The organism is Streptomyces tatrensis (assembly GCF_049310065.1).
Classification (GTDB): domain Bacteria; phylum Actinomycetota; class Actinomycetes; order Streptomycetales; family Streptomycetaceae; genus Streptomyces.
In genome coordinates this window covers 3,328,970-3,348,187 of record NZ_JBMDLB010000011.1, presented here as the reverse complement: position 1 = coordinate 3,348,187, position 19,218 = coordinate 3,328,970, and the positions used below count along the sequence as shown (strand labels likewise).

17 protein-coding genes are annotated in these 19,218 nt (G+C 71.3%); 14 read left to right on the top strand and 3 right to left on the bottom strand.

Going from position 1 to position 19,218, the window contains the following annotated elements; all coding sequences use genetic code 11:
* Positions 1-70 precede the first annotated feature (70 nt).
* Positions 71-1,693 carry a glycosyltransferase family 2 protein gene (locus tag ACODT5_RS31000; protein ID WP_422522445.1) on the top strand — a complete coding sequence of 541 codons (1,623 nt, stop codon included), beginning with the start codon at positions 71-73 and terminating at the stop codon, positions 1,691-1,693.
* 98 nt (positions 1,694-1,791) lie between these two features.
* Positions 1,792-2,781, top strand: a complete 990-nt coding sequence (gene galE, locus ACODT5_RS30995) for a UDP-glucose 4-epimerase GalE (protein ID WP_422522444.1) — start codon at positions 1,792-1,794, stop codon at positions 2,779-2,781.
* Positions 2,782-2,872: 91 nt separating this feature from the next.
* Here the strand turns inward: galE and ACODT5_RS30990 are convergent, their stop codons facing one another.
* On the bottom strand, positions 2,873-4,024 hold the full coding sequence (locus ACODT5_RS30990) for a glycosyltransferase (protein ID WP_422522443.1): 1,152 nt from the start codon (positions 4,022-4,024) through the stop codon (positions 2,873-2,875).
* Entirely contained in the window at positions 4,021-6,900 is a 2,880-nt protein-coding gene (locus tag ACODT5_RS30985) for a bifunctional glycosyltransferase/CDP-glycerol:glycerophosphate glycerophosphotransferase (protein ID WP_422522442.1), read from the bottom strand. The genes ACODT5_RS30990 and ACODT5_RS30985 overlap by 4 nt, the downstream gene beginning before the upstream one ends.
* 154 nt (positions 6,901-7,054) lie before the next feature.
* On the opposite strand from ACODT5_RS30985, the gene ACODT5_RS30980 reads away from it, so the two are divergent.
* From ACODT5_RS30980 to ACODT5_RS30950, 7 genes are all read left to right on the top strand, one after another.
* Entirely contained in the window at positions 7,055-8,056 is a 1,002-nt protein-coding gene (locus ACODT5_RS30980; protein WP_422522441.1) for a glycosyltransferase family 2 protein, read from the top strand.
* The gene (locus ACODT5_RS30975; RefSeq protein WP_422522440.1) at positions 8,056-8,514 is read left to right on the top strand and encodes a GtrA family protein; all 459 of its coding nucleotides are present in this window, start codon (positions 8,056-8,058) and stop codon (positions 8,512-8,514) included. The genes ACODT5_RS30980 and ACODT5_RS30975 overlap by 1 nt, the downstream gene beginning before the upstream one ends.
* Before the next feature lie 81 nt (positions 8,515-8,595).
* Positions 8,596-9,723, top strand: coding sequence for a glutamate 5-kinase (gene proB / locus ACODT5_RS30970; RefSeq protein WP_422522439.1), 1,128 nt, complete (start codon positions 8,596-8,598; stop codon positions 9,721-9,723).
* An 82-nt stretch (positions 9,724-9,805) separates the two neighbouring features.
* Positions 9,806-10,219 (top strand): hypothetical protein, encoded by a 414-nt coding sequence (locus tag ACODT5_RS30965; protein ID WP_422525095.1) that lies wholly within the window; start codon positions 9,806-9,808, stop codon positions 10,217-10,219.
* Between the two features lie 488 nt (positions 10,220-10,707).
* Entirely contained in the window at positions 10,708-11,985 is a 1,278-nt protein-coding gene (locus tag ACODT5_RS30960; RefSeq protein ID WP_422522438.1) for a glutamate-5-semialdehyde dehydrogenase, read from the top strand.
* Between the two features lie 77 nt (positions 11,986-12,062).
* Complete coding sequence (locus ACODT5_RS30955) at positions 12,063-12,623, top strand: SCO2584 family spore wall biosynthesis protein (RefSeq protein ID WP_422522437.1); 561 nt, start codon at positions 12,063-12,065, stop codon at positions 12,621-12,623.
* A 67-nt stretch (positions 12,624-12,690) separates the two neighbouring features.
* Positions 12,691-13,884 carry an SCO2583 family membrane protein gene (locus ACODT5_RS30950; RefSeq protein ID WP_422522436.1) on the top strand — a complete coding sequence of 398 codons (1,194 nt, stop codon included), beginning with the start codon at positions 12,691-12,693 and terminating at the stop codon, positions 13,882-13,884.
* Here the strand turns inward: ACODT5_RS30950 and ACODT5_RS30945 are convergent.
* Positions 13,868-15,007 carry a M48 family metallopeptidase gene (locus ACODT5_RS30945; protein ID WP_422522435.1) on the bottom strand — a complete coding sequence of 380 codons (1,140 nt, stop codon included), beginning with the start codon at positions 15,005-15,007 and terminating at the stop codon, positions 13,868-13,870. The two genes, ACODT5_RS30950 and ACODT5_RS30945, sit on opposite strands and share 17 nt — an antisense overlap.
* Positions 15,008-15,148: 141 nt before the next feature.
* Here ACODT5_RS30945 and ACODT5_RS30940 point away from each other — a divergent pair, with 141 nt between their 5' ends.
* The 5 genes from ACODT5_RS30940 (at position 15,149) to ACODT5_RS30920 (ending at position 19,118) form a co-directional block, all read left to right on the top strand.
* Positions 15,149-15,316: a hypothetical protein gene (locus tag ACODT5_RS30940; protein ID WP_327252716.1), complete on the top strand. Its 168-nt coding sequence runs from the start codon at positions 15,149-15,151 to the stop codon at positions 15,314-15,316.
* Positions 15,317-15,396: 80 nt separating this feature from the next.
* On the top strand, positions 15,397-16,014 hold the full coding sequence (gene nadD / locus ACODT5_RS30935; protein WP_422522434.1) for a nicotinate-nucleotide adenylyltransferase: 618 nt from the start codon (positions 15,397-15,399) through the stop codon (positions 16,012-16,014).
* A gap of 24 nt (positions 16,015-16,038) precedes the next feature.
* A complete protein-coding gene (locus ACODT5_RS30930) occupies positions 16,039-17,799 on the top strand; it encodes an LCP family protein (RefSeq protein ID WP_422522433.1) in 1,761 nt (586 codons plus the stop codon).
* Between the two features lie 141 nt (positions 17,800-17,940).
* Entirely contained in the window at positions 17,941-18,387 is a 447-nt protein-coding gene (gene rsfS, locus ACODT5_RS30925) for a ribosome silencing factor (RefSeq protein WP_384657615.1), read from the top strand.
* A 110-nt stretch (positions 18,388-18,497) separates the two neighbouring features.
* Entirely contained in the window at positions 18,498-19,118 is a 621-nt protein-coding gene (locus ACODT5_RS30920; RefSeq protein WP_422525094.1) for a histidine phosphatase family protein, read from the top strand.
* Positions 19,119-19,218: the final 100 nt, after the last annotated feature.

The window sequence follows — 19,218 nt, the reverse complement described above, 5'->3', positions numbered from 1 at the left end:
ATTCCGTTTATCCCCCGTTCGGGTGGCCCGTCTTAAGGTCACGTTTACTCGGGTGGCCTAGGATCCACGGGTGACGAGCACCCATACCCCCACTGTTGCCGTCGTAGTGATCGCGTACAACGATGCCGCGCTCGTCGGCCAGGCCGTCTCCTCGGCTCTCGCCCAGGGCCCGGTGGTCGCCGAGGTCATCGCGGTCAACGATGCGTCCAGCGACGGCACCGCCCAGGTGCTGGACGAGCTGGCGGCCCGCCACCCCCGCGTGAAGGTCGTGCACCGCACGGAGAACAGCGGAGGCTGCGGCACCCCCCGCAACGACGGGATCGCGGCCGCGACCGCCCCGTACGTCATGTTTCTGGACAGTGACGACGTCCTGCCCGCCGGGGCGATCGACGCCCTGGTGCGCGCGGCCGGGGAGCACCGGTCACCGGTCACGGTCGGCTCCTGCGTCCGCCGTGAACTGCCCGAGAGCCGCGATGTGCCCTGGGTGCCCGGTCTGTACACGCCGGGCGAGGTCATCGACCGCGTGGAGGACCGCACGGAGCTGGTCCGCGACACCCTCTGCGTCAACAAGCTGTACGAGCGGGCCTTCCTGGACACGCACGGGATCCGCTTCCCGGACGGCCGCTTCATCTACGAGGACTTCGTGTTCACCGCCCGCGTGCTGGCGGCCCGCCCCCGCATCGCGGTGATCGGCGACCTCGTCTACGTGTGGCACGTGCGCCGCAACGCCGCCCAGGTCTCCATCTCCCTGGACCGCAAGGACGTCGGCAACTGGAGCGCGCGCGTGGAGGCCCACCGCGTGGCCTCCCGGCTCATGGCCGCCTCCTCGCCCGAGCTGGGCCGGGCCTGCCAGGTCAAGTTCCTGGAGTACGACCTGCGCATGTACCTGCGCGAGCTCGGCCAGGACCCCGGCTACCAGGCCGCATGGTGGACGCTGACCCGTGAGTACGTCGCCGGGTTCTCCGACGCCGAGATCGAGGCCGCCGGGGCGCACGCCCGCTGGATCGTCCGGGTGCTGCTCGCCACCGAGGCGCCGCCTGCCCCCGCCGACCTGCTGCGGCTGACCCGCTTCGCCGCCGACCCGCCCCGCCTGCTGCCCCCGTACGCGACCGGCCCCACCGGAGCGCCGGTCTGGAGCGACACGCTGCCGGTGGAGCTGGACGGGCTGGACGAGCTGGAGACGGCCGCGCTGCCCATCACCGTCGACGCCGAACCGAACGGCTGCGCGGGGCTCCGGATCCAGGTGCACGACCTGTACGGGCGCCTCGCCGCGGCCGGCCCGCGCACCGTGCAGCTCAGCTTCCAGCCCCGGGGCGACCTGGGAGAGGCGCTGGTCGCCGAACCGGTGGAGCTCACCCCCGCCGGGGACGGCGACCGGTGGACCGCGGAGCTGCCCTTCCGGCTCACCAATCTGGCGAGCCGCGGGCGGGGCGAGGGCCGGCGGGGCCTGCAGGCGTGGGACGTGAAGCTGAGGGTGGAGTGCGCCGACGGGAGCTCCGTAATCACCTCCCCGCGCCCCCTGAGCCGCCTGCTTCACCGGCGCGTGCTGCCCAGCAGCCGCTACGGTGTTCTGTTGGCGCAGCCCTACCGCACGACCGGCGGATCGCTCGCGCTGAGGCTCGCGCCCGGTGCCTCGGGCGTCATGAGCCTGGCCCGCCACCGGTTCAACCGGGCCCGCATAGTCCGCGGCTAGAGCGGTACCCGGGACAGGGATCCGGGACGGAAAGCCAGGACGGGAAGCCGGACGACAGCGCCGGACGAGAAGCACGAAAGCTAACCGAGGAGACACGCATGACGTTTCTGATCACTGGTGGTGCCGGTTACATCGGGGCGCACGTCGTCCGCGCGATGCTGCTCGCGGGTGAGGAGGTCGTCGTTCTGGACGACCTCTCCACCGGCAACGCCGACCGCGTCCCGAAGGGCGTCCCGCTGGTGGTCGGTTCCGTGCTCGACCGGCAGGTGCTGGACGAGACCTTCGCCCGGCACCAGATCACCGGCGTGGTCCACCTCGCGGGCAAGAAGCAGGTCGGCGAGTCAGTCGAGAAGCCGCTGCACTACTACGAGGAGAACGTGGGCGGCCTCACCGTCCTGCTCCAGGCCGTGGCCGCCGCGGGCGTGCGCAACTTCCTCTTCTCCTCCTCCGCCTCCGTGTACGGGATGCCGGACGTGGACCTCGTCACCGAGGACACCCCGTGCCTGCCGCTGAGCCCGTACGGCGAGACCAAGCTGGCGGGCGAGTGGCTGGTCCGCGGCGCGGGCAGGGCCCACGGCATCTCGACGGCCTGCCTGCGCTACTTCAACGTGGCGGGCGCCGCGACCCCCGAGCTCGCCGACACCGGCGTCTTCAACCTGGTCCCGATGATCTTCGAGCGGTTCGACAAGGGCGAGGGCGCCCGGATCTTCGGCGACGACTACGCGACCCCGGACGGCACCTGCATCCGCGACTACATCCACGTCGCCGACCTCGCCGAGGCCCATGTGGTGGCCGCCCGCAAGCTCGTCGAATGGGGCGCGCAGGGCGAGTACAAGGACCTCACCGTCAACATCGGCCGCGGCGAGGGCGTCTCCGTCCGCGAGATGGTCGAGCTCGTCAACGAGGCCACCGGGCACACCGGCGGCGCCTACACGCCCGCGGTGTCCCCGCGCCGCGCCGGCGACCCGGCGAAGGTCGTCGCCTCCGCCGGCCGGATCTCGGCGGAGCTCGGCTGGAAGGCCCGCCACGACGTGCGCGAGATGATCACCTCGGCCTGGGAGGGCTGGGAGGCCCACCGCAAGGCCTGACACAGGCAGAGCGTACGAAGCCGCCCGCCCCGGTCGATTCCGGGGCGGGCGGCTTCTTCGTACGTACTGCGACGTGTCCGGCCCGTCGCGCTCAGCGCTCCAGGAAGGAGAACAGCTCCTCCCACCGGTCGGTGATCTCGACGCTGGAGAACCGCCGCACGTTGTGGAACGCGGCGTCGCCGAGCCGGTCGCGCAGCTCGCGGTCGGCCATCAGCCGGTCCAGTTGCCCGGCCAGCTCCATCGTGTTGCCGAGCCGGGCCAGCAGCCCGTCCTCGCCGTGCGTCACGATCTCCCGGACACCCGGCGCGCAGTCGAAGGCGGCCACCGGCACGCCCGCGGCCATCGCCTCCAGCAGCGTGATCGGGAACCCTTCGGCGCGCGAGGCCTGGGCGAAGACGGAGGCTCCGGTCAGCGCGCCCAGCACATCGCTGGTGCTGCCCATCCACTCCACGGAGTCCTGAAGGCCGAGCCCGGCGGCGTGCGCCCGCAGGGTCGCCTCCTCCACGCCGGCCCCGTAGATCCGCAGGACCCAGTCGGGGTGGAGCGGGGACGCCTCCGCCCACGCGTCGAGCAGCAGGTCCACGCCCTTCTCGAAGGCGAGGCGGCCGACGCTCGCCACGACCTTCGCGGTGCGCGGGGCGGGGGAGGCGGGCATGAACGGCAGCGGGTTCGGCATGCTGGAGACGTTCTCCATGCCCGAGCGGATCCAGAGGTCCGCGTCCTCGGGGGTCAGCACGAGCATCCGGTCGACCTCCCGGTAGAACCGGCGGACCCGCTGGCCCCGGGAGGACCTGCTGCTGGCCTCGAAGGACTCGTGGCTCATGCCGATGACCGTGCACCCCTTGGTGTCGGCGAGGGCCACCCACTCCATCGCCCAGACCTGCGTGACGATCACCACGGCGCCGGGGCGGGCCGCGCGCAGCAGCTCGCCCAGCCGGTCCGCCTTGGCCCGCATCGTCGCCCGGCGGGCCGCCTGGCGGCGCCGTTCGGGTGCGTTGAGCCGGCCCTTGATGCCGTGCAGCGCGCGGGCCGCCGCCGGGTGGGTCTCGTACAGCGTGGTCACCGCGTAGGGCAGGTCCGCCGGGAACCGCTGGCGGAGCTCCTCGGCGACGGGGGTGATGCCGATGACGTGGACCCGGTGTCCCCGGTCGCTGAACAGCCCGGCCATCTGGTGCGACCAGGTGGTCACGCCGCCGAGCTCGTCCACGCTGTTGGAGACGAGGAAGATGTCCCGCTGGCTCACTTGCCGCTCCTGGTGAAGAACTTCTCGACGATCCGGCGGGCCGCGTCCCCGCGGTCGTACTCGCCGAACTCGGCGAGGAAGCGCCGGCGCGCCTCGGCGTACTTGGCGTCCGCCTCGTCGAAGGCGGCGAGGGCCTGGAGCAGTTCGTCCGCGGTGGCGACCACCGGGCCCGGGGCCTTCTCCTTGAGGTCGAAGTACGTGCCGCGGATGTCGTTCGCGTACTTCTCGTAGTCGTACGCGAAGAACAGCATCGGCCGGTCCAGGACCGCGTAGTCGAACATCACGGACGAGTAGTCGGTGATCAGCCCGTCGGCGAGCGCCAGCAGCGGCGTGATGTCGTGGTGCCGGGACACGTCGACGACCCGGCCCGCGACCGACGGCGGCAGCGTGACGCTGTTGAGGTAGTGGGTGCGCACCAGCAGCGTGAAGCGGTCGCCGAGCCGGTCGGCGAACTCCTCCACGTCGAAGGGGAACGTGAAGCCCTCCACCGTGCCGTCGGCCTTCGCCCGGAAGGTCGGCGCGTACAGCAGCACCTTCTTCTCCGGGTCGATCCCGAACTCGCCCGCCAGGGGACCGCGGACCCGCTCTCCGCTGTCCGCCTCCGCGCGGTGGGCCGCGACCAGGGCGTCGTTGCGCGGGTAGCCGGTGCGCAGCAGCACCTCGTCACGCAGCCGGAAGCCCTTGGCGAGGGTGCGGGCATCGTGCTCGGAGCGGAGCAGGAAGTGGTCGAAGCGGTCGACGGCCGCCTGGAAGCGGTCCTGGCCGGCCCGGTCCTGCGCCTTGGTGCGGGGCTCGTGGAAGCCCATCCGCTTGAGCGCCGAGCCGTGCCAGGTCTGGATGTACGTGGTCGCCGGGCGCTTGGTCAGCGCCAGCGGGAAGCCCTGGTTGTCGATCCAGTACTCGGCCTGCGCCAGCGCCCGCAGGTAGGCCCAGCTCCAGCGCCGCACCAGGGTGGCCTCCGGGGGGAAGCCGGTGGGCTTGGCGCCCGCGTACGACCAGATCGCCTCGAACTGCGCGCCGGAGCGCACCAGCTCCTCGTAGATCGCCTTCGGGCTGTCGCTGTACTGCTTGCCCATGTGGCTCTCGAAGACGACCGTGCCCTTCTTGATGGGCAGCTTCGAGAAGACCTCGTGGTAGACCTTCACCTTCTGCTCGCCCGAGCCGAGGTTGCGCCGGGCCCGCAGGGCCTTGCGCAGGCTCCGCTTGACCACGCCGGCGGCCCTGCCGTGCATCGCGCCGTCGATCAGCGCCTGGGTGCGCACGGCGACGGCGCCCTCGGCGGTCAGGACGTAGGAGAGGTTGCCCTTCTTGGTCATCTCCGGCTCGAAGCGGTCGGAGACCAGCCGGGTCAGCCTCGGGCGCACGCGCAGCCGGGCGGCCTGGTCCAGGTCGACCCCGCCGACGGAGACGCGGGTGGTGAGCCGGTCGCCGCCGGCCGTCAACTTCAGGCGTACGTCCCAGACCGCGTCGATGATGCCGAGCGGGCGGACGGTGCTGCCGATGTCGGCAGTGGTATTCCACTCGATCGTGTCGCCGGCGTGGCGCACGTTTGTCACCGGGAAGCTGAAGGAGCGGACGCCGATCTGCCGGCGGGCCCGGAACTCCAGCGAGGCCTTCAGTTCCACGTCGGGGCGGATCCGGCCCAGCGGGTTCACCACGGCACCCGAAAGGGTGACGGTGCCACGGCCGTCGTCCTCGTACGCGGTGAGGCGGTTGCCCAGCGTGAGGGAGGCGAGCGGGGCGCCGGCGTAGGGCTGGTTGGTGACGTCCAGTATCCGGCGGGCCGTGTCGGCGTCGGGACCGTCGATGTGCCGGTCGCACCAGTAGACGCGTCCGTCGCGCTCGGCGAGCGGGGAGGTGAGCCGGCCCTGGTTGGTCATGGCGTCGGCGGCGGGCAGGAGGTTGTCCCAGTCCTCCTTGCCGAGCAGGTAGGCGCAGATGACGTGCAGGTTGCTGACGCTGTCGTACGCGGCCGGGTCGATGCCTGCCAGGTAGCCGTTGGCGAGCCGGGCGAACTCCTGGCGGTAGGTGTCACCGAGGAGGGGCAGGTCCCGCAGGTGGAGCACCAGGTCGTGCTTGAGGAACTTGATGTCCTTCGCGGACTTGATCTCCGTGTGGCCCTTGGCCGCCAGCAGTTCGTCGACGCGGCGGTGGATCTCCATCCGGTGGACGAAGTTCTCGATCTCGTGGCGCCGGTTGCTGATCGACTTCGCCGAGGCCTTCTCGATCACGTTCCAGTAGTAGACGTGGTTCGGGACGAGCGTGATGCGGCGGGCGGCGATGTAGGCCTGCGCGGAGAAGAGGAGGTCCTCGTAGTGGATGCCCACCGGGAACTCCAGGCCCTGCTCCAGCAGGAACGCGCGGCGGTAGCACTTGTTCGTGGAGAGGGTGTCGTAGACCAGCAGGTCCGGGTACTCGGTGATCGACTCCAGGGTGCGGGTGCGCGCGTAGATCCACGGGTACCACTCGGTGGTCTTGCCCGAGCGGCTGTCGAGGTGGACCCGGACGCACATGCCCGAGACCAGGTCGGATCCGGTCCGCTCGGCGGCGTCCAGCATGTTGCGGCAGGCGTTGCGTTCCAGCACGTCGTCGCTGTCCAGGAACATGACGTAGGTGCCGGTGGCCTGCTGGATGCCGTGGTTGCGCGGGGCACCGCAACCCCCGCTGTTCTCCGCCAGCCGGAAGGCGCGTACTCTCCCCGGATGCGCGGTCTCGAGCTGCTGGGCGACCGCGTAGGACCCGTCCTTGCTGCAGTCGTCGACGATCACGACTTCGACCCCGTGCAGGGTCTGGTCCAAGACCGACTGGACGGCTGCCGGGAGACGCTCTGCGTCGTTGTAGACGATGACGACCACGGAGACGTCAGGCACGTGCACCTCGATCCCTCTGTTGCCTTGTGCTCATTCCGTTCAAGCTACCGCTTGCCGCAGACCCCCCCGCCGGCGTTCCCGGCGGCGTGCATACTTCTATAAGAGGTGAGTGGCAGGTCCGGTCGCCGTAATCCACCCGTTCGGACCGCAGGAAGTGTTCATGAAGCTGTCGGTAGTAGTCCCTTGCTACAACGAGGAAGCTGTCATCGACAGCTTCGACACGGAGATCCGCAAGGTTCTCGATGCTCTGCCCGTCGAGTACGAGGTCTGCTACGTCGACGACGGCAGCCGTGACGGAACCCTCGAAAAGCTCCGCAAGATCGCGGCGCAGCACACGGACCGGACCCGCTACGTCTCCTTCAGCCGGAACTTCGGCAAGGAGGCCGGCATGCTCGCGGGCCTGCGCGAGGCGACCGGCGACGCCGTGGTCATCATGGACGCGGACCTCCAGCACCCGCCGGAGCTCATCGCCACCATGCTCGACTACTACCGGCAGGGCCACGACCAGATCATCGCCCGCCGCACCCGCGAAGGCGACAAGAAGCTCCGCTCGGCGCTCAGCCGCCTCTACTACCGGGGCGTCAACCGCTGGGTCGACGTGGAGCTCACCGACGGCGTCGGCGACTTCCGGCTGCTGTCCCGCCCGGCCGTGGACGCGCTGCTGTCGCTGCCCGAGTACAACCGCTTCTCCAAGGGCCTGTTCTCCTGGATCGGCTTCGATACGGTCCACTTCGACTACCGCAACGCGCAGCGCGAGGCCGGCGAGACGAAGTGGAAGTTCGGCGCCCTGCTGAACTACGGCATGGACGGGCTCATCTCGTTCAACAACCGGCCGCTGCGCATCGGCATCTGGGTGGGCGTGACCCTGGTGGGCCTGACGGGCCTCTACGCCCTGTGGATCACCATCATGGCGATGACCCACGGGGTGGAATCCCCGGGATACGTCACCACCGTCGGGCTGATCGCGGGCCTGGGCGGCATTCAGATGATCATGCTGGGTCTGATCGGCGAGTACATCGGCCGCATCTACTACGAGACCAAGCGCCGGCCGCACTTCCTGGTGAAGGAGTCGCACGGCACCGACCGGACGGGCGCCCCCACGGACATCCGGGACGAGCAGCTGCCGAAGGCCCAGGCCGTGATCGCCGAGCGAAGCAACTGATGTCGACCACGACGAACGGGAAGCCGGGCACCGACCGGAAGACCCAGCTCGGCCAGATCGTCCGCTTCGGTCTGGTCGGCGGGGTCAACACCGGAACCTTCTTCGTCCTGTACCTGCTCCTGCACCCGTGGATGCCGTACTTCGCCGCCTACTCCCTCGCCTTCGTGCTGGCGATGGTCGGCTCGTTCTTCATGAACACCTACTTCACCTACCGGACCCGGCCGACCTGGAAGAAGTTCCTGCTCTTCCCGCTCACCAACATCACGAACTTCGTGGTCCAGTCCGCCGGCCTGTACGCCCTGGTGACCTGGGCCGGCATGAACACCAAGATCGCGCCGCTGGTCGCGGCCGTCGTCGCGATCCCCTTCACCTTCGTCATCTCCCGCAAGATCCTCATTCCGGGGACGGCCGGCGCGGCCGGAGAACCGGAGCAGACCCGCAGCGCGTCCACGGTCTGAAACCGGAGGGCGGCGCCGCCCGGGCACCCCGTAGATTGGGCGGGCAGGGTCAGTTTTCCGGTGAGGGGCAAGGGGACAGAAGTGTCAGCGGCTAGGCAGGGTGTGCTCGACGCGCGCAGGATCGTGGTCAAGGTCGGCTCCTCCTCCCTGACCACGGCGGCCGGCGGACTCGACGCCGACCGGGTGGACGCCCTGGTCGACGTACTGGCCAAGGCGCGCAGCGGCGGCGAGAAGGAGATCGTCCTGGTCTCCAGCGGAGCCATCGCCGCCGGACTCTCCCCCCTCGGCCTGCGCCGCCGCCCCACCGACCTGGCCCGCCAGCAGGCCGCCGCGAGCGTCGGCCAGGGCCTGCTCGTCGCCCGTTACACGGCCTCCTTCGCCCGGTACGGCGTACGCGTCGGCCAGGTGCTCCTGACCACCGACGACACGAGCCGGCGCGCGCACTACCGCAACGCCTACCGGACCCTGGACCAGCTCCTGGCCATGGGGGCACTGCCCGTCGTCAACGAGAACGACACCGTCGCCACCGACGAGATCCGCTTCGGCGACAACGACCGCCTCGCCGCCCTCGTGGCCCACCTGGTCCGCGCCGACCTCCTCGTCCTGCTCTCGGACGTGGACGGCCTCTACGACGGGGACCCGTCCCAGCCCGGCACCAGCCGCATCGACGAGGTGCGCGGCCCCGAGGACATCGCCCACGTCACCATCGGCAGCGTCGGCAAGGCGGGCGTCGGCACCGGCGGCATGGCCACCAAGGTCGAGGCGGCGCGCATCGCCGCGGCGGCCGGCATCCCCGTCGTCCTGACCTCCGCCAGCCAGGCCGCGGACGCCCTGGCCGGACGGGCGACCGGCACCCTCTTCCACTCCACCGGACGCCGCTCCACGGACCGGCTGCTCTGGCTCCAGCACGCATCGACCCCGCAGGGACACCTCGTCCTGGACGACGGCGCCGTCCGCGCGGTGACCGAGCGCGGCAGCTCGCTGCTGCCCGCCGGCATCGCCTCGGTCGAGGGCGACTTCGTCGCCGGCGACCCCGTGGAGCTGCGCTCGGCCGACGGCCGGGCGGTGGCGCGCGGCCTCGTCAACTTCGACGCCAAGGAGCTCCCGCAGCTCCTCGGGCGCTCCACCCGTGAGCTCGCGCGGGAACTCGGACCCGAGTACGAGCGGGAGGTCGTCCACCGCGACGATCTGGTCCTGCTGCAGGGCTGAGGTTCGGTAAAACCGCCGCGCGGTGAGCCGAGGACTGGTCAACTGTGAGGGGCGGACACGCGTAGCGCAGACAAGGAGGCGGCTGGTGAGACGAGCGCTGACCAGCGTCGGCACCGGGGACGGTGACGTCGGCGGGACCGGGGAGGACCGGGACGCCTCCCGTCTCTGGCACATCACCCTCAGCGTCTCCGGGAAGCCCGCGCCGCTGTCCGACGTACGCCGCGGGCTGGAGCAGCTCGCCCATGACCACCCCTTCCTGCTGACCAGCCGCTACGCCGACGACCACGCGGAAATCCGGTACTGGGAGGAAGCCCGCGACCTCCACGACGCGGCCGCCGTCGCGCTGCGGCTCTGGGGGGAACACCGGTCCTCGGCGAAGCTCCCGCCCTGGGAGATCGTCGGCCTCGAAGTCATCGACCGAGCCACCTACCACCAGCGCGTGGCCGAAGGCTACGGCCCACCCCCGGCCCACCCCATGGGCGTGCACCCCTATTAACGCGCCGCTCGCGCGGCTCGGCCCTTGCGGGCCTCCCCGGCTTCGCGGCGCTGCGCCGGACTCCGTCCGACGGGGGCCGGTCGGCGGTGCGGCCACGGCCGTCCCGGCGCGGGTCCCGGTGGGTGGGTGCGGGTGGCTGGGCCCTGCGGGGCGGAGTTCCCCTACCCGCCCTTCGCCCGTTCCCCGGGCGCTGCCCGGACCCGGTCCTCAAACGCCGGACGGGCTGGATTTGCCGCTGCGCGGCAAAATTCAGCCTCGCCGGCGTTTGAGGACCGGGGTCTGGGGCGGAGCCCCAGGGGGTCCGGGCGGAGTCCGGGGAACGGTGGAAGGGCGGGTAGGGGACTTCGCCCCGCAGGGCCGACCCAGCCGCACCCGCCCACCGGGCCTCGCGTCAGGCGCAGGTGGCGAGCACCCGCGTCGGGAAGGGAAGGTGTCTCGGGGGGTGGAAGCCCATCGGGGCCGGGGCCGGCGGGGATTACCCTGGCGGCATGACCTCGCTCGATGCCACGACCTCGCCCGTGATCGCCACCGCGCAAGCCGCCCGGATCGCCGCCGCGGCCATCGCCCCACTCCCGCGGTCCGCCAAGGACAAGGCCCTGCTGGCCATCGCGGACGCGCTGGAGGCCCGTACGGCCGAGATCGTGGAGGCCAACGCCGTCGACACCGCGAAGGCGGCCGCCGCCGGGACCAGCGAGACCGTCATCGACCGCCTCACCCTCACCCCCGACCGCATCGCGGCCATCGCCTCCGACGTCCGTGACGTCGCGGCCCTGCCCGACCCCGTCGGCGAGGTCGTCCGCGGCTCCACGCTCCCCAACGGGATCGACCTCCGCCAGATCCGCGTCCCGCTCGGCGTCGTCGGCATCATCTACGAGGCCCGCCCCAACGTCACCGTCGACGCCGCCGCCCTCTGCCTGAAGTCCGGCAACGCGGTCCTCCTGCGCGGCTCCTCCTCGGCCTACGCCTCCAACACGGCCCTCGTCGCCATCCTGCGCGACGCCGTCGCATCGGCCGGCCTCCCCGCCGACGCCATCCAGCTCGTACCGGGGGAGTCCCGCGACTCCGTCCGCGAGCTGATGCGAGCCCGCGGCCTCGTCGACGTCCTCATCCCGCGCGGCGGTGCCTCGCTCATCAAGACCGTCGTCGAGGAATCCATCGTCCCGGTCATCGAGACCGGTACCGGCAACTGCCACGTCTACGTGGACGCCCAGGCCGACCTGGCCATGGCCGTGGACATCCTCGTCAACTCCAAGGCCCAGCGCCCCTCCGTCTGCAACTCCGCGGAGACCCTCCTGGTCCACCGGGACATCGCCGACGCCTTCCTGCCGCTCGCCCTGGACGCCCTCGCCGACGCCGGCGTGACCGTGCACGGCGACGAGCGGGTGCTCGGGTACGCGCAGGACTCCAAGGTCACCGCCCTCCCCGCCACCGACGAGGACTGGGCCGCCGAGTACCTCTCGTACGACATCGCCGCCGGTGTCGTGGACTCCCTCGACGAGGCCGTCGCCCACATCCGCCGCTGGACCTCCGGCCACACCGAGGCGATCGTCACCACCTCGCAGGCCGCCGCGCGCCTCTTCACCCAGCTGGTCGACTCGACCACGGTCGCCGTGAATGCCTCCACCCGGTTCACGGACGGTGGTCAGTTCGGCTTCGGTGCGGAGATCGGCATCTCCACGCAGAAGCTGCACGCCCGGGGCCCGATGGGGCTTCCCGAGCTCACCTCGACCAAGTACATCGTCACCGGCGACGGTCACGTACGGTAGTCGCCCGCTGAACACGGTGTGGCCGGATTTCGGCCTTCACCCTGCCCAAAGGCGTCCCTCAGGTCTACGCTGGTCTCGTGCCGGACGACGTGGGGGGCAAACCGTTCCCGGACGACGGGGAGCCCGACGACGACCGCGGAGGCGCGGACAAGGACTTCGCCTCCGTGGTGTTCGACGAGGACTTCGTCCGGAACGCCGAGATCCGTGAACCGAGCGCCGCAGAGCGCCAGCGGGCCGGCGACCGGGCGCGCGCCGAGGCGGCCGAGGCCGCCCGCGCCGCCTTCGCAGGCGGCTGGACGGGCGACGAGGACTACGACGCGTACGCCTACGGCGGCGCCGACGGCCACCACTCCGACGACTCCGGCTGGGACCACAGCCACGGAGCCGCCTCCGCGGAGGGCCCGTACGGGGCCTACGGCGGCAGCCTGCGCCCCTACCGCGGCCGCTCGCCGTGGCTGCGCCCGGTCGCCTGGGTGCTCGCCTTCGTGATGGGCCTCGGCATGATCGCGCTCGCCTTCAGCGCCGTGTACCGCAGCGCGGCGAGCGACGCGGAACAGGTTCCGGCCCCCGCCAGCACCCCGATGGGGGAAGTCACCGGCGCCGGAGCGTTTATGGACCGCGCCATCCGCCAACCCTGAAGGTACGACCCCGCTCCCCATCGCCGGAGCCGGGGGCTTCTCTGGAGCGGGACAGCGGGGAGAAGCGATGGCCATGCCAGGAGATCCGCCGAACGGCACCCCCGAGGGTGCCGGCGGGGCCGACGACGAGTTCCGGGCCGATGAGTACCGGTCGGTGGTGTTCGACGAGGACTTCGTCCGGGCTGCCCGGCTTCAGGAGTTCTCCGCACAGGAGCGCATGGGCGAGCACGCCCGCGCCGTACGGAGCCGGTCGATCTGGTCGAGCGGCGGAAGCCATCCGGGTCCCCGGAGCGGCTCCGGCGGCGCGGCCCGGCAGGGCCGGATCATCGTGCTGTGCATCGCCCTGGCGCTCGCGGGCGCCGTCTACATGGGGCTGCGCAACCCCTACGTGCCGCCTGCCGGAGCCCCGGCCGAGGCGATGAGCAGCACCGTCGTCCCGCTCGCGCCCTCCGAGGCCGTGCCGGGCGGCCGGCCCGCCGACCTGTACGAGAAGAGCCCGGCGGCCCAGTACCGCGTCGGGGCGGCCGGGATCACCTTTCCCGGCGTGCGCCGTACCCGCCACTTCAGCGACGAGCAGGTCCAAACCGCGCTGACCATCGCCAAGGACTACCTGGTGCAGTCCTCGCTGGACCCCGACGTCCTGTCCGGCGAGGCCTCCCGGCCGGTGCGCGTGCTGCTCGACCCCGACCAGCTGACGCAGTTCGACCAGAGCATGCTCGCGCCGGCCGGCAACGGGCGGCACGCCATCACCGGCTGGCTCGTCCGCTTCGACCCGGCGACCGCCGTGGTGGCCGACACCCGGGTCCGGGTCAGCGGGGTCCTCGCCTTCGCGGAGACCGCTCCGAACGCGCTGGAGGTGACCTCCGACCACACCTTCGTCTACGCCGTGCGCCCGGCTACAGGCCAGCCTGCCGCGGCGGACGGCGCCTCGCTCTTCACCGTCCGCCGGGAGCTGCGGCTGCGCTTCGACCGCGACGACCTCACGGCCCGGCGCGCGGAGCTCGTCTCTGCCTACGTGATGGCCGGCCCGCAGGCCTGCTCCGCCGACCCGGCAGCAGGCTTCCGCCCGATGCCGGCCGGCGCCGGGCCGACCACCACCGGCCCGGCGGCGACCGACCCGTACGCCAGCGGCAGTCCGCGCCGCACGGCCGGGCTGTGCGGGATGCTCGCGCCGACGGCCACGCCGGAGCCGCCGGGGACGCCACAGTCCCCGGCGTCCCCGGCCGCCGCCCCGGGGCGGGGCGTCAGCCCTGCTCCGTAGCTCCGCCCTTGCCGGTGTCCGTGTCCGTGCCCTTGTTCTCGGCGCTGCCACTGGCGCCCGTGGAGCCGCCCGTGCCCGTGGAGCCGCCCGCACCCGAGGCGCCCATGCCCGAGAACTTGTCCCGCAGCTTGCCGCCCAGGTCCGCCGTACCGCCGACGATGTCGCCGACCAGCTTCATCAGCGGGTCCTTGCTCGTGCGCACCGTGTCGGCGTAGTGCGCGGCCGACTGCCGGAAGGAGTCGGTCACCGAGGTGTCCTTGTCGTCCTCGCGGCGCGGGTAGTGGCCGTCCATGATCCGCTGGTGGTCCCGGTTCTGCGACCACTTCTTCAGCTCGGACGCCCGCACCGTGGTGAAGGGGTGCGTCCGGGGCAGCACGTTGAGGATCTTCAGGACGGAGTCGCGCAGATCGCCGCTCTTCTCGTACTCCTCGGCCTGGGCGAGGAACGCGTCGACATTCATCTCGTGGAGGTGGTTGCCGCCCGCGAGCTTCATCAGCCCGCGCATCGAGGCGTGCACGTCCTGTCCCACCAGCAGGCCCGCCCGGTCCGCGGACAGCTCCGACTTGCGGAACCACTCGCGCAGCGCCGTCACGAGCCCCATGATCGCCACATTGCCCAGCGGGATCCACGCGATCTTGAGCGCCAGGGTCGTCAGGAACAGCAGGATCGTGCGGTACACGGCGTGCCCCGACAGCGCGTGGCCCACCTCGTGGCCCACCACCGCCCGCATCTCCTCCTCGTCCAGGAGCTCGACGAGGCCCGTGGTGACCACGATGATCGGCTCGTCCAGGCCGATGCACATGGCGTTGGGCTTCGGGTCCTGCTGGACGTACATCTGCGGGACCTTCTCCAGGTCCAGGATGTAACAGGCGTCCAGGAGCATCGCGTGCAGGTGCGGGAACTGGGTCTCGCCCACCCGGACGGAGTCCGACAGGAAGAGCAGTCTCAGACTGCGCTCGGGCAGCAGCCCGCTCAGCGTTTTGAAGACCGTGTCGAAGCCGGTCAGTTTGCGCAGGGCCACGAGCGCGGACCGGTCCGCCGGATGCTCGTACGCCCGTGAGGAAATACCGGGGAACCTCTTGCGGTCCCGCGCCGGTGCCTTTTCGAATCCCGTCCCCGTCATAGCGCCCTCCCCGTTGATGTGTGCGGCTGGCCGCCCGTCTATCCTCTCCAACGCCTGAGTCGGCGTGAGCGTGCCCCAGGCCCCCGCATACGATGTGAGCGAAGTCTCCGCCCGCTCCCCGACCCGATAGGTACCTGCCTGATGAGCCTCGCCTCCACCGCCCACAACCTGGTCGTCCTCGCCTCGGAGGGAGCCGAGAAGCACGGCGGCAACCACGACAGCCTGAACCCGTACCTGACCGGTGGCGCCGCCTTCGGCATCCTCCTGCTGATGCTGTGGGTCACCACGCGCCTGAACCGGGACCGCTGAACCCCCGAACGTTCTGCCCGACGAGTACGCGCCCGTAGGCGGGTCCCTGCCGCGCCACCGGGACAGTAGGCTCTGCGCTCATGGGAGAGCAGGAAGTGCCTACCGGCCCGGTGAAGCGCAGGCTCGGGGTGATGGGCGGGACATTCGACCCGATCCACCACGGACACCTGGTGGCCGCCAGCGAGGTGGCCGCGCTGTTCCACCTCGACGAGGTGATGTTCGTACCGACCGGCGAGCCGTGGCAGAAGTCGCAGCGGGCCGTGTCGTCCGCCGAGGACCGGTACCTGATGACGGTCATCGCGACCGCCTCGAACCCGCAGTTCTCGGTGAGCCGCATCGACATCGACCGCGGTGGCCCGACGTACACGATCGACACCCTGAGGGACCTGAGCGCCCTCAACGACGACGCCGACCTCTTCTTCATCACCGGCGCCGACGCCCTTGCACAGATCCTGACCTGGCGGAACGCCGAGGAACTCTTCGCCCTCGCGCACTTCATCGGCGTCACCCGGCCGGGCCACGTGCTCACCGACGACGGCCTGCCCGAGGGCGGCGTCTCCCTCGTGGAGGTTCCGGCGCTGGCCATTTCGTCCACGGACTGCCGTGCCCGCGTGGCCAAGGGGGATCCTGTCTGGTACCTCGTGCCCGACGGCGTGGTCCGCTACATCGACAAGCGTGAGCTGTACCGGGGAGCCTGAGCTTCCGGAGAGAGGGGCCCCGCGGTGAACGACCGACACGAGCCGTACGACCCGTATGCCGGCCAGGAGCAGCAGCTCGTCGGCTACGACGCGTACGGGCGGCCGGTGTACAGCCAGGTGCCCGCGCAGCCCGCCCCCGAGCCCGCGCCCCCCTACGGGCAGCAGCAGTACGAGCAGGGCTACGGCTACGACTACCAGGGCTACGACCGGCAGCAGCCCCATCAGACCCATCAGCAGCAGCCGCAGCAGCCCCCGCAGTACTACCCGCAGCAGCCCCAGCAGCAGTACCCCCAGGCTCCCCAGGCCCCGCAGTACGGGTACGACACCCAGTCCCAGCCGCAGTACGACACCCAGGCCACCCAGCAGTGGATCCCGCAGCAGGCCGCTCCCGAGGCCCCGCCGCAGGCGCCCCTGCGGGCCCCCGCGCCCGAGCCGGAGTACCGCCCCGCCGCGCAGGTCCCGGAGCCCCGCCGGGCCGACGACGGGCAGGGCGCACAGGGACGGGGCGCACAGGGCCAGGGGCCCTCGTACCAGACCGAGCAGTTCGCCTTCATCGACCAGCCGGACGAGGACTCCGAGGACGTCATCGACTGGCTCGCCTTCACCGAGAGCCGGACCGAGCGCCGCGAGGAGGCCCGCCGGCGCGGCCGCAACCGGGTGGTGGCGCTGATCGTCGTCCTGGCGCTCTTCGTCGTCGCGGGCCTCGGCTACCTCTGGTACGCGGGCAAGCTGCCGTTCCTGGAGGGCCCCGGCAAGGCGTCGAACGGCGCTTCCGCCACCGGCCCGCAGAAGCGCGACATGATCGTCGTGCACGTGCACAACACCAGGAAGGGCGGCACCTCCACGGCGCTGCTCGTCGACAACGTGACCACCAAGCGGGGCGCCACCGTGCTGGTGCCGAACACGCTGAACGTCTCCAAGGACGACGGCACCACGGCCCAGCTGGGCAAGGCCGTCGAGGACGGCGGCCTGGGCGTACGGGAATCCCTCGACTCGGTCTTCGGCACCCGCATCGGCGGCACCTGGCGGCTGGACACCCCCTTCCTGGAAAACTTCGTGGAGCTGGTCGGCGGCATCGAGGTCGACACCGACGTGGCCGTCCCGGCGGACGATGCGGCGAAGGTGCCCGCCGTCGGCAAGGGCCCGAAGCAGAGCCTCAGCGGTGCGATGGCCGTCGCCTACGCCACGTACCGGGCGCCGGGCGAGCCGGAGGCCAAGCAGCTCGACCGGCTCGGCAAGGTCCTGCTGGGCCTGCTGCGCAAGGTGCCCGGCGATCCGAAGTCGGCGGCGATGACCGTGGAGACCACCGGGCAGATCCTGGACCCGGCGCTGAACGCGCAGACGCTGGGCGCGCTCCTGTCCAAGCTCGGCGAGCACGCCAAGGTGGGCGCGTACCGCACCGACGTGCTCGGGGTGAAGCCGGACGGCGGCCTCACGGACGAGGCCAACAAGAAGGTCGTCAAGGAGGTCCTCGGCGGCTCCGTCACGGAGGCCCAGCCCGGGGCCCTGCCGCGGGTCGGCCTGAAGGACGCCACCGGCGACGACAAGACGAACACGGCGGCGAAGGCGGCCCTGCTCAACGGCGGCTACACCCTGGTGGACGGCGGCAAGGCCGACAAGACGGTGCCCGCGTCGCAGATCACGTACCAGGACGACGCGCAGCGGGACAAGGCGATCGAGGTCGCCAAGACGCTGGGACTGCCCGAGACGGCCGTGAAGAAGGCCGAGAACGCGGTGAACGCGGACGTCGTGGTGACCCTGGGCAAGGATTACAAACCGTCCTGACCCCTTACGAGGCCTACTGCGGCCTACTCCGGCGGCGCCCTACGGGTGCGGCTCCGCCCGCGCGGCACGCTGCGCGCGGGCGGTGTCGGCGGTACATGAGACCCTTGTAAGAATCTGCCCGCCAACCCGAAAGCATGGCCAGTGACCGCCACGGACCGCTCCATCGAGCTCATCACCGCCGCCGCCCAGGCCGCGGCCGACCGGCTCGCGCACGACATCATCGCGTACGACGTCAGCGACGTGCTGTCGATCACCGACGCCTTCCTGCTCGCTTCGGCTCCCAACGACCGCCAGGTCAAGTCGATCGTCGACGAGATCGAGGAGAAGCTCCAGAAGGAGCTGGGCGCCAAGCCGGTGCGCCGCGAAGGCGACCGCGACGCCCGCTGGATCCTGCTCGACTACATCGACATCGTCGTCCACGTGCAGCACAGCGAGGAGCGCGTCTTCTACGCGCTGGAGCGCCTGTGGAAGGACTGCCCCGAGATCGACCTCCCCGAGGACGCGAAGCTCACCAAGGGCAAGGCCGAGGAGCACGCCGCGCTGCGCGCCGCGCAGGGCGACGACGAACTGGACGGTGATCTGTTCTGAGCGCGACCCACGACGGCACGACCCCTGAGGGTGTGACCCGCGAAGGTACGGCCGGCGACGGTACGACCAGCGGCGGTACGACCAGCGGCAACGGCCAGACCAGCCGCAAGATCGTCCTGTGGCGGCACGGCCAGACCTCGTGGAACCTGGAGCGCCGCTTCCAGGGCTCCACGGACATCGAGCTGACCGAGGCCGGTGTGGCGCAGGCGCGCCGTGCCGCCCGGCTGCTCGCCTCGCTGCAGCCCGACGCCATCGTCGCCTCGGACCTGATGCGCGCCTCCGCCACGGCTGCCGAGCTGGCGGCCGTCACGGGTCTGGCGGTGACGCACGACGAGGCGCTGCGCGAGACGTACGCCGGCGAATGGCAGGGCCTCACGCACGACGAGATCCTGGGCAAGTACGGCGACCAGTACGCGGCGTGGAAGCGCGGCGAGGCGGTCCGCCGCGGTGGCGGCGAGCTGGAGACCGAGGTCGCCGACCGTGCCGCGCCGGTGGTGCTGGAACACGCCGACCGGCTGCCCCCCGGCGGCACGCTCGTGGTGGTCAGCCACGGCGGCACCATCCGTACGACGATCGGCCGCCTGCTGGGCCTGGACTCGTACTACTGGGAGGGCCTGGGCGGGCTCTCCAACTGCTGCTGGTCCGTCCTGGGCGAGGGCGCGAGGGGCTGGCGGCTGATGGAACACAACGCCGGCACGCTGCCCGAACCGGTGCTCGGCGACGACGACTGAGCCCACCTCGGAGCGGCTCCCACCCGGATTTCACTTTCCGGCTGGTCACAGGCTAGAGTTCTTCTTGTTCGCAGCGCAGAACACCGGAAACGGGGGGAGC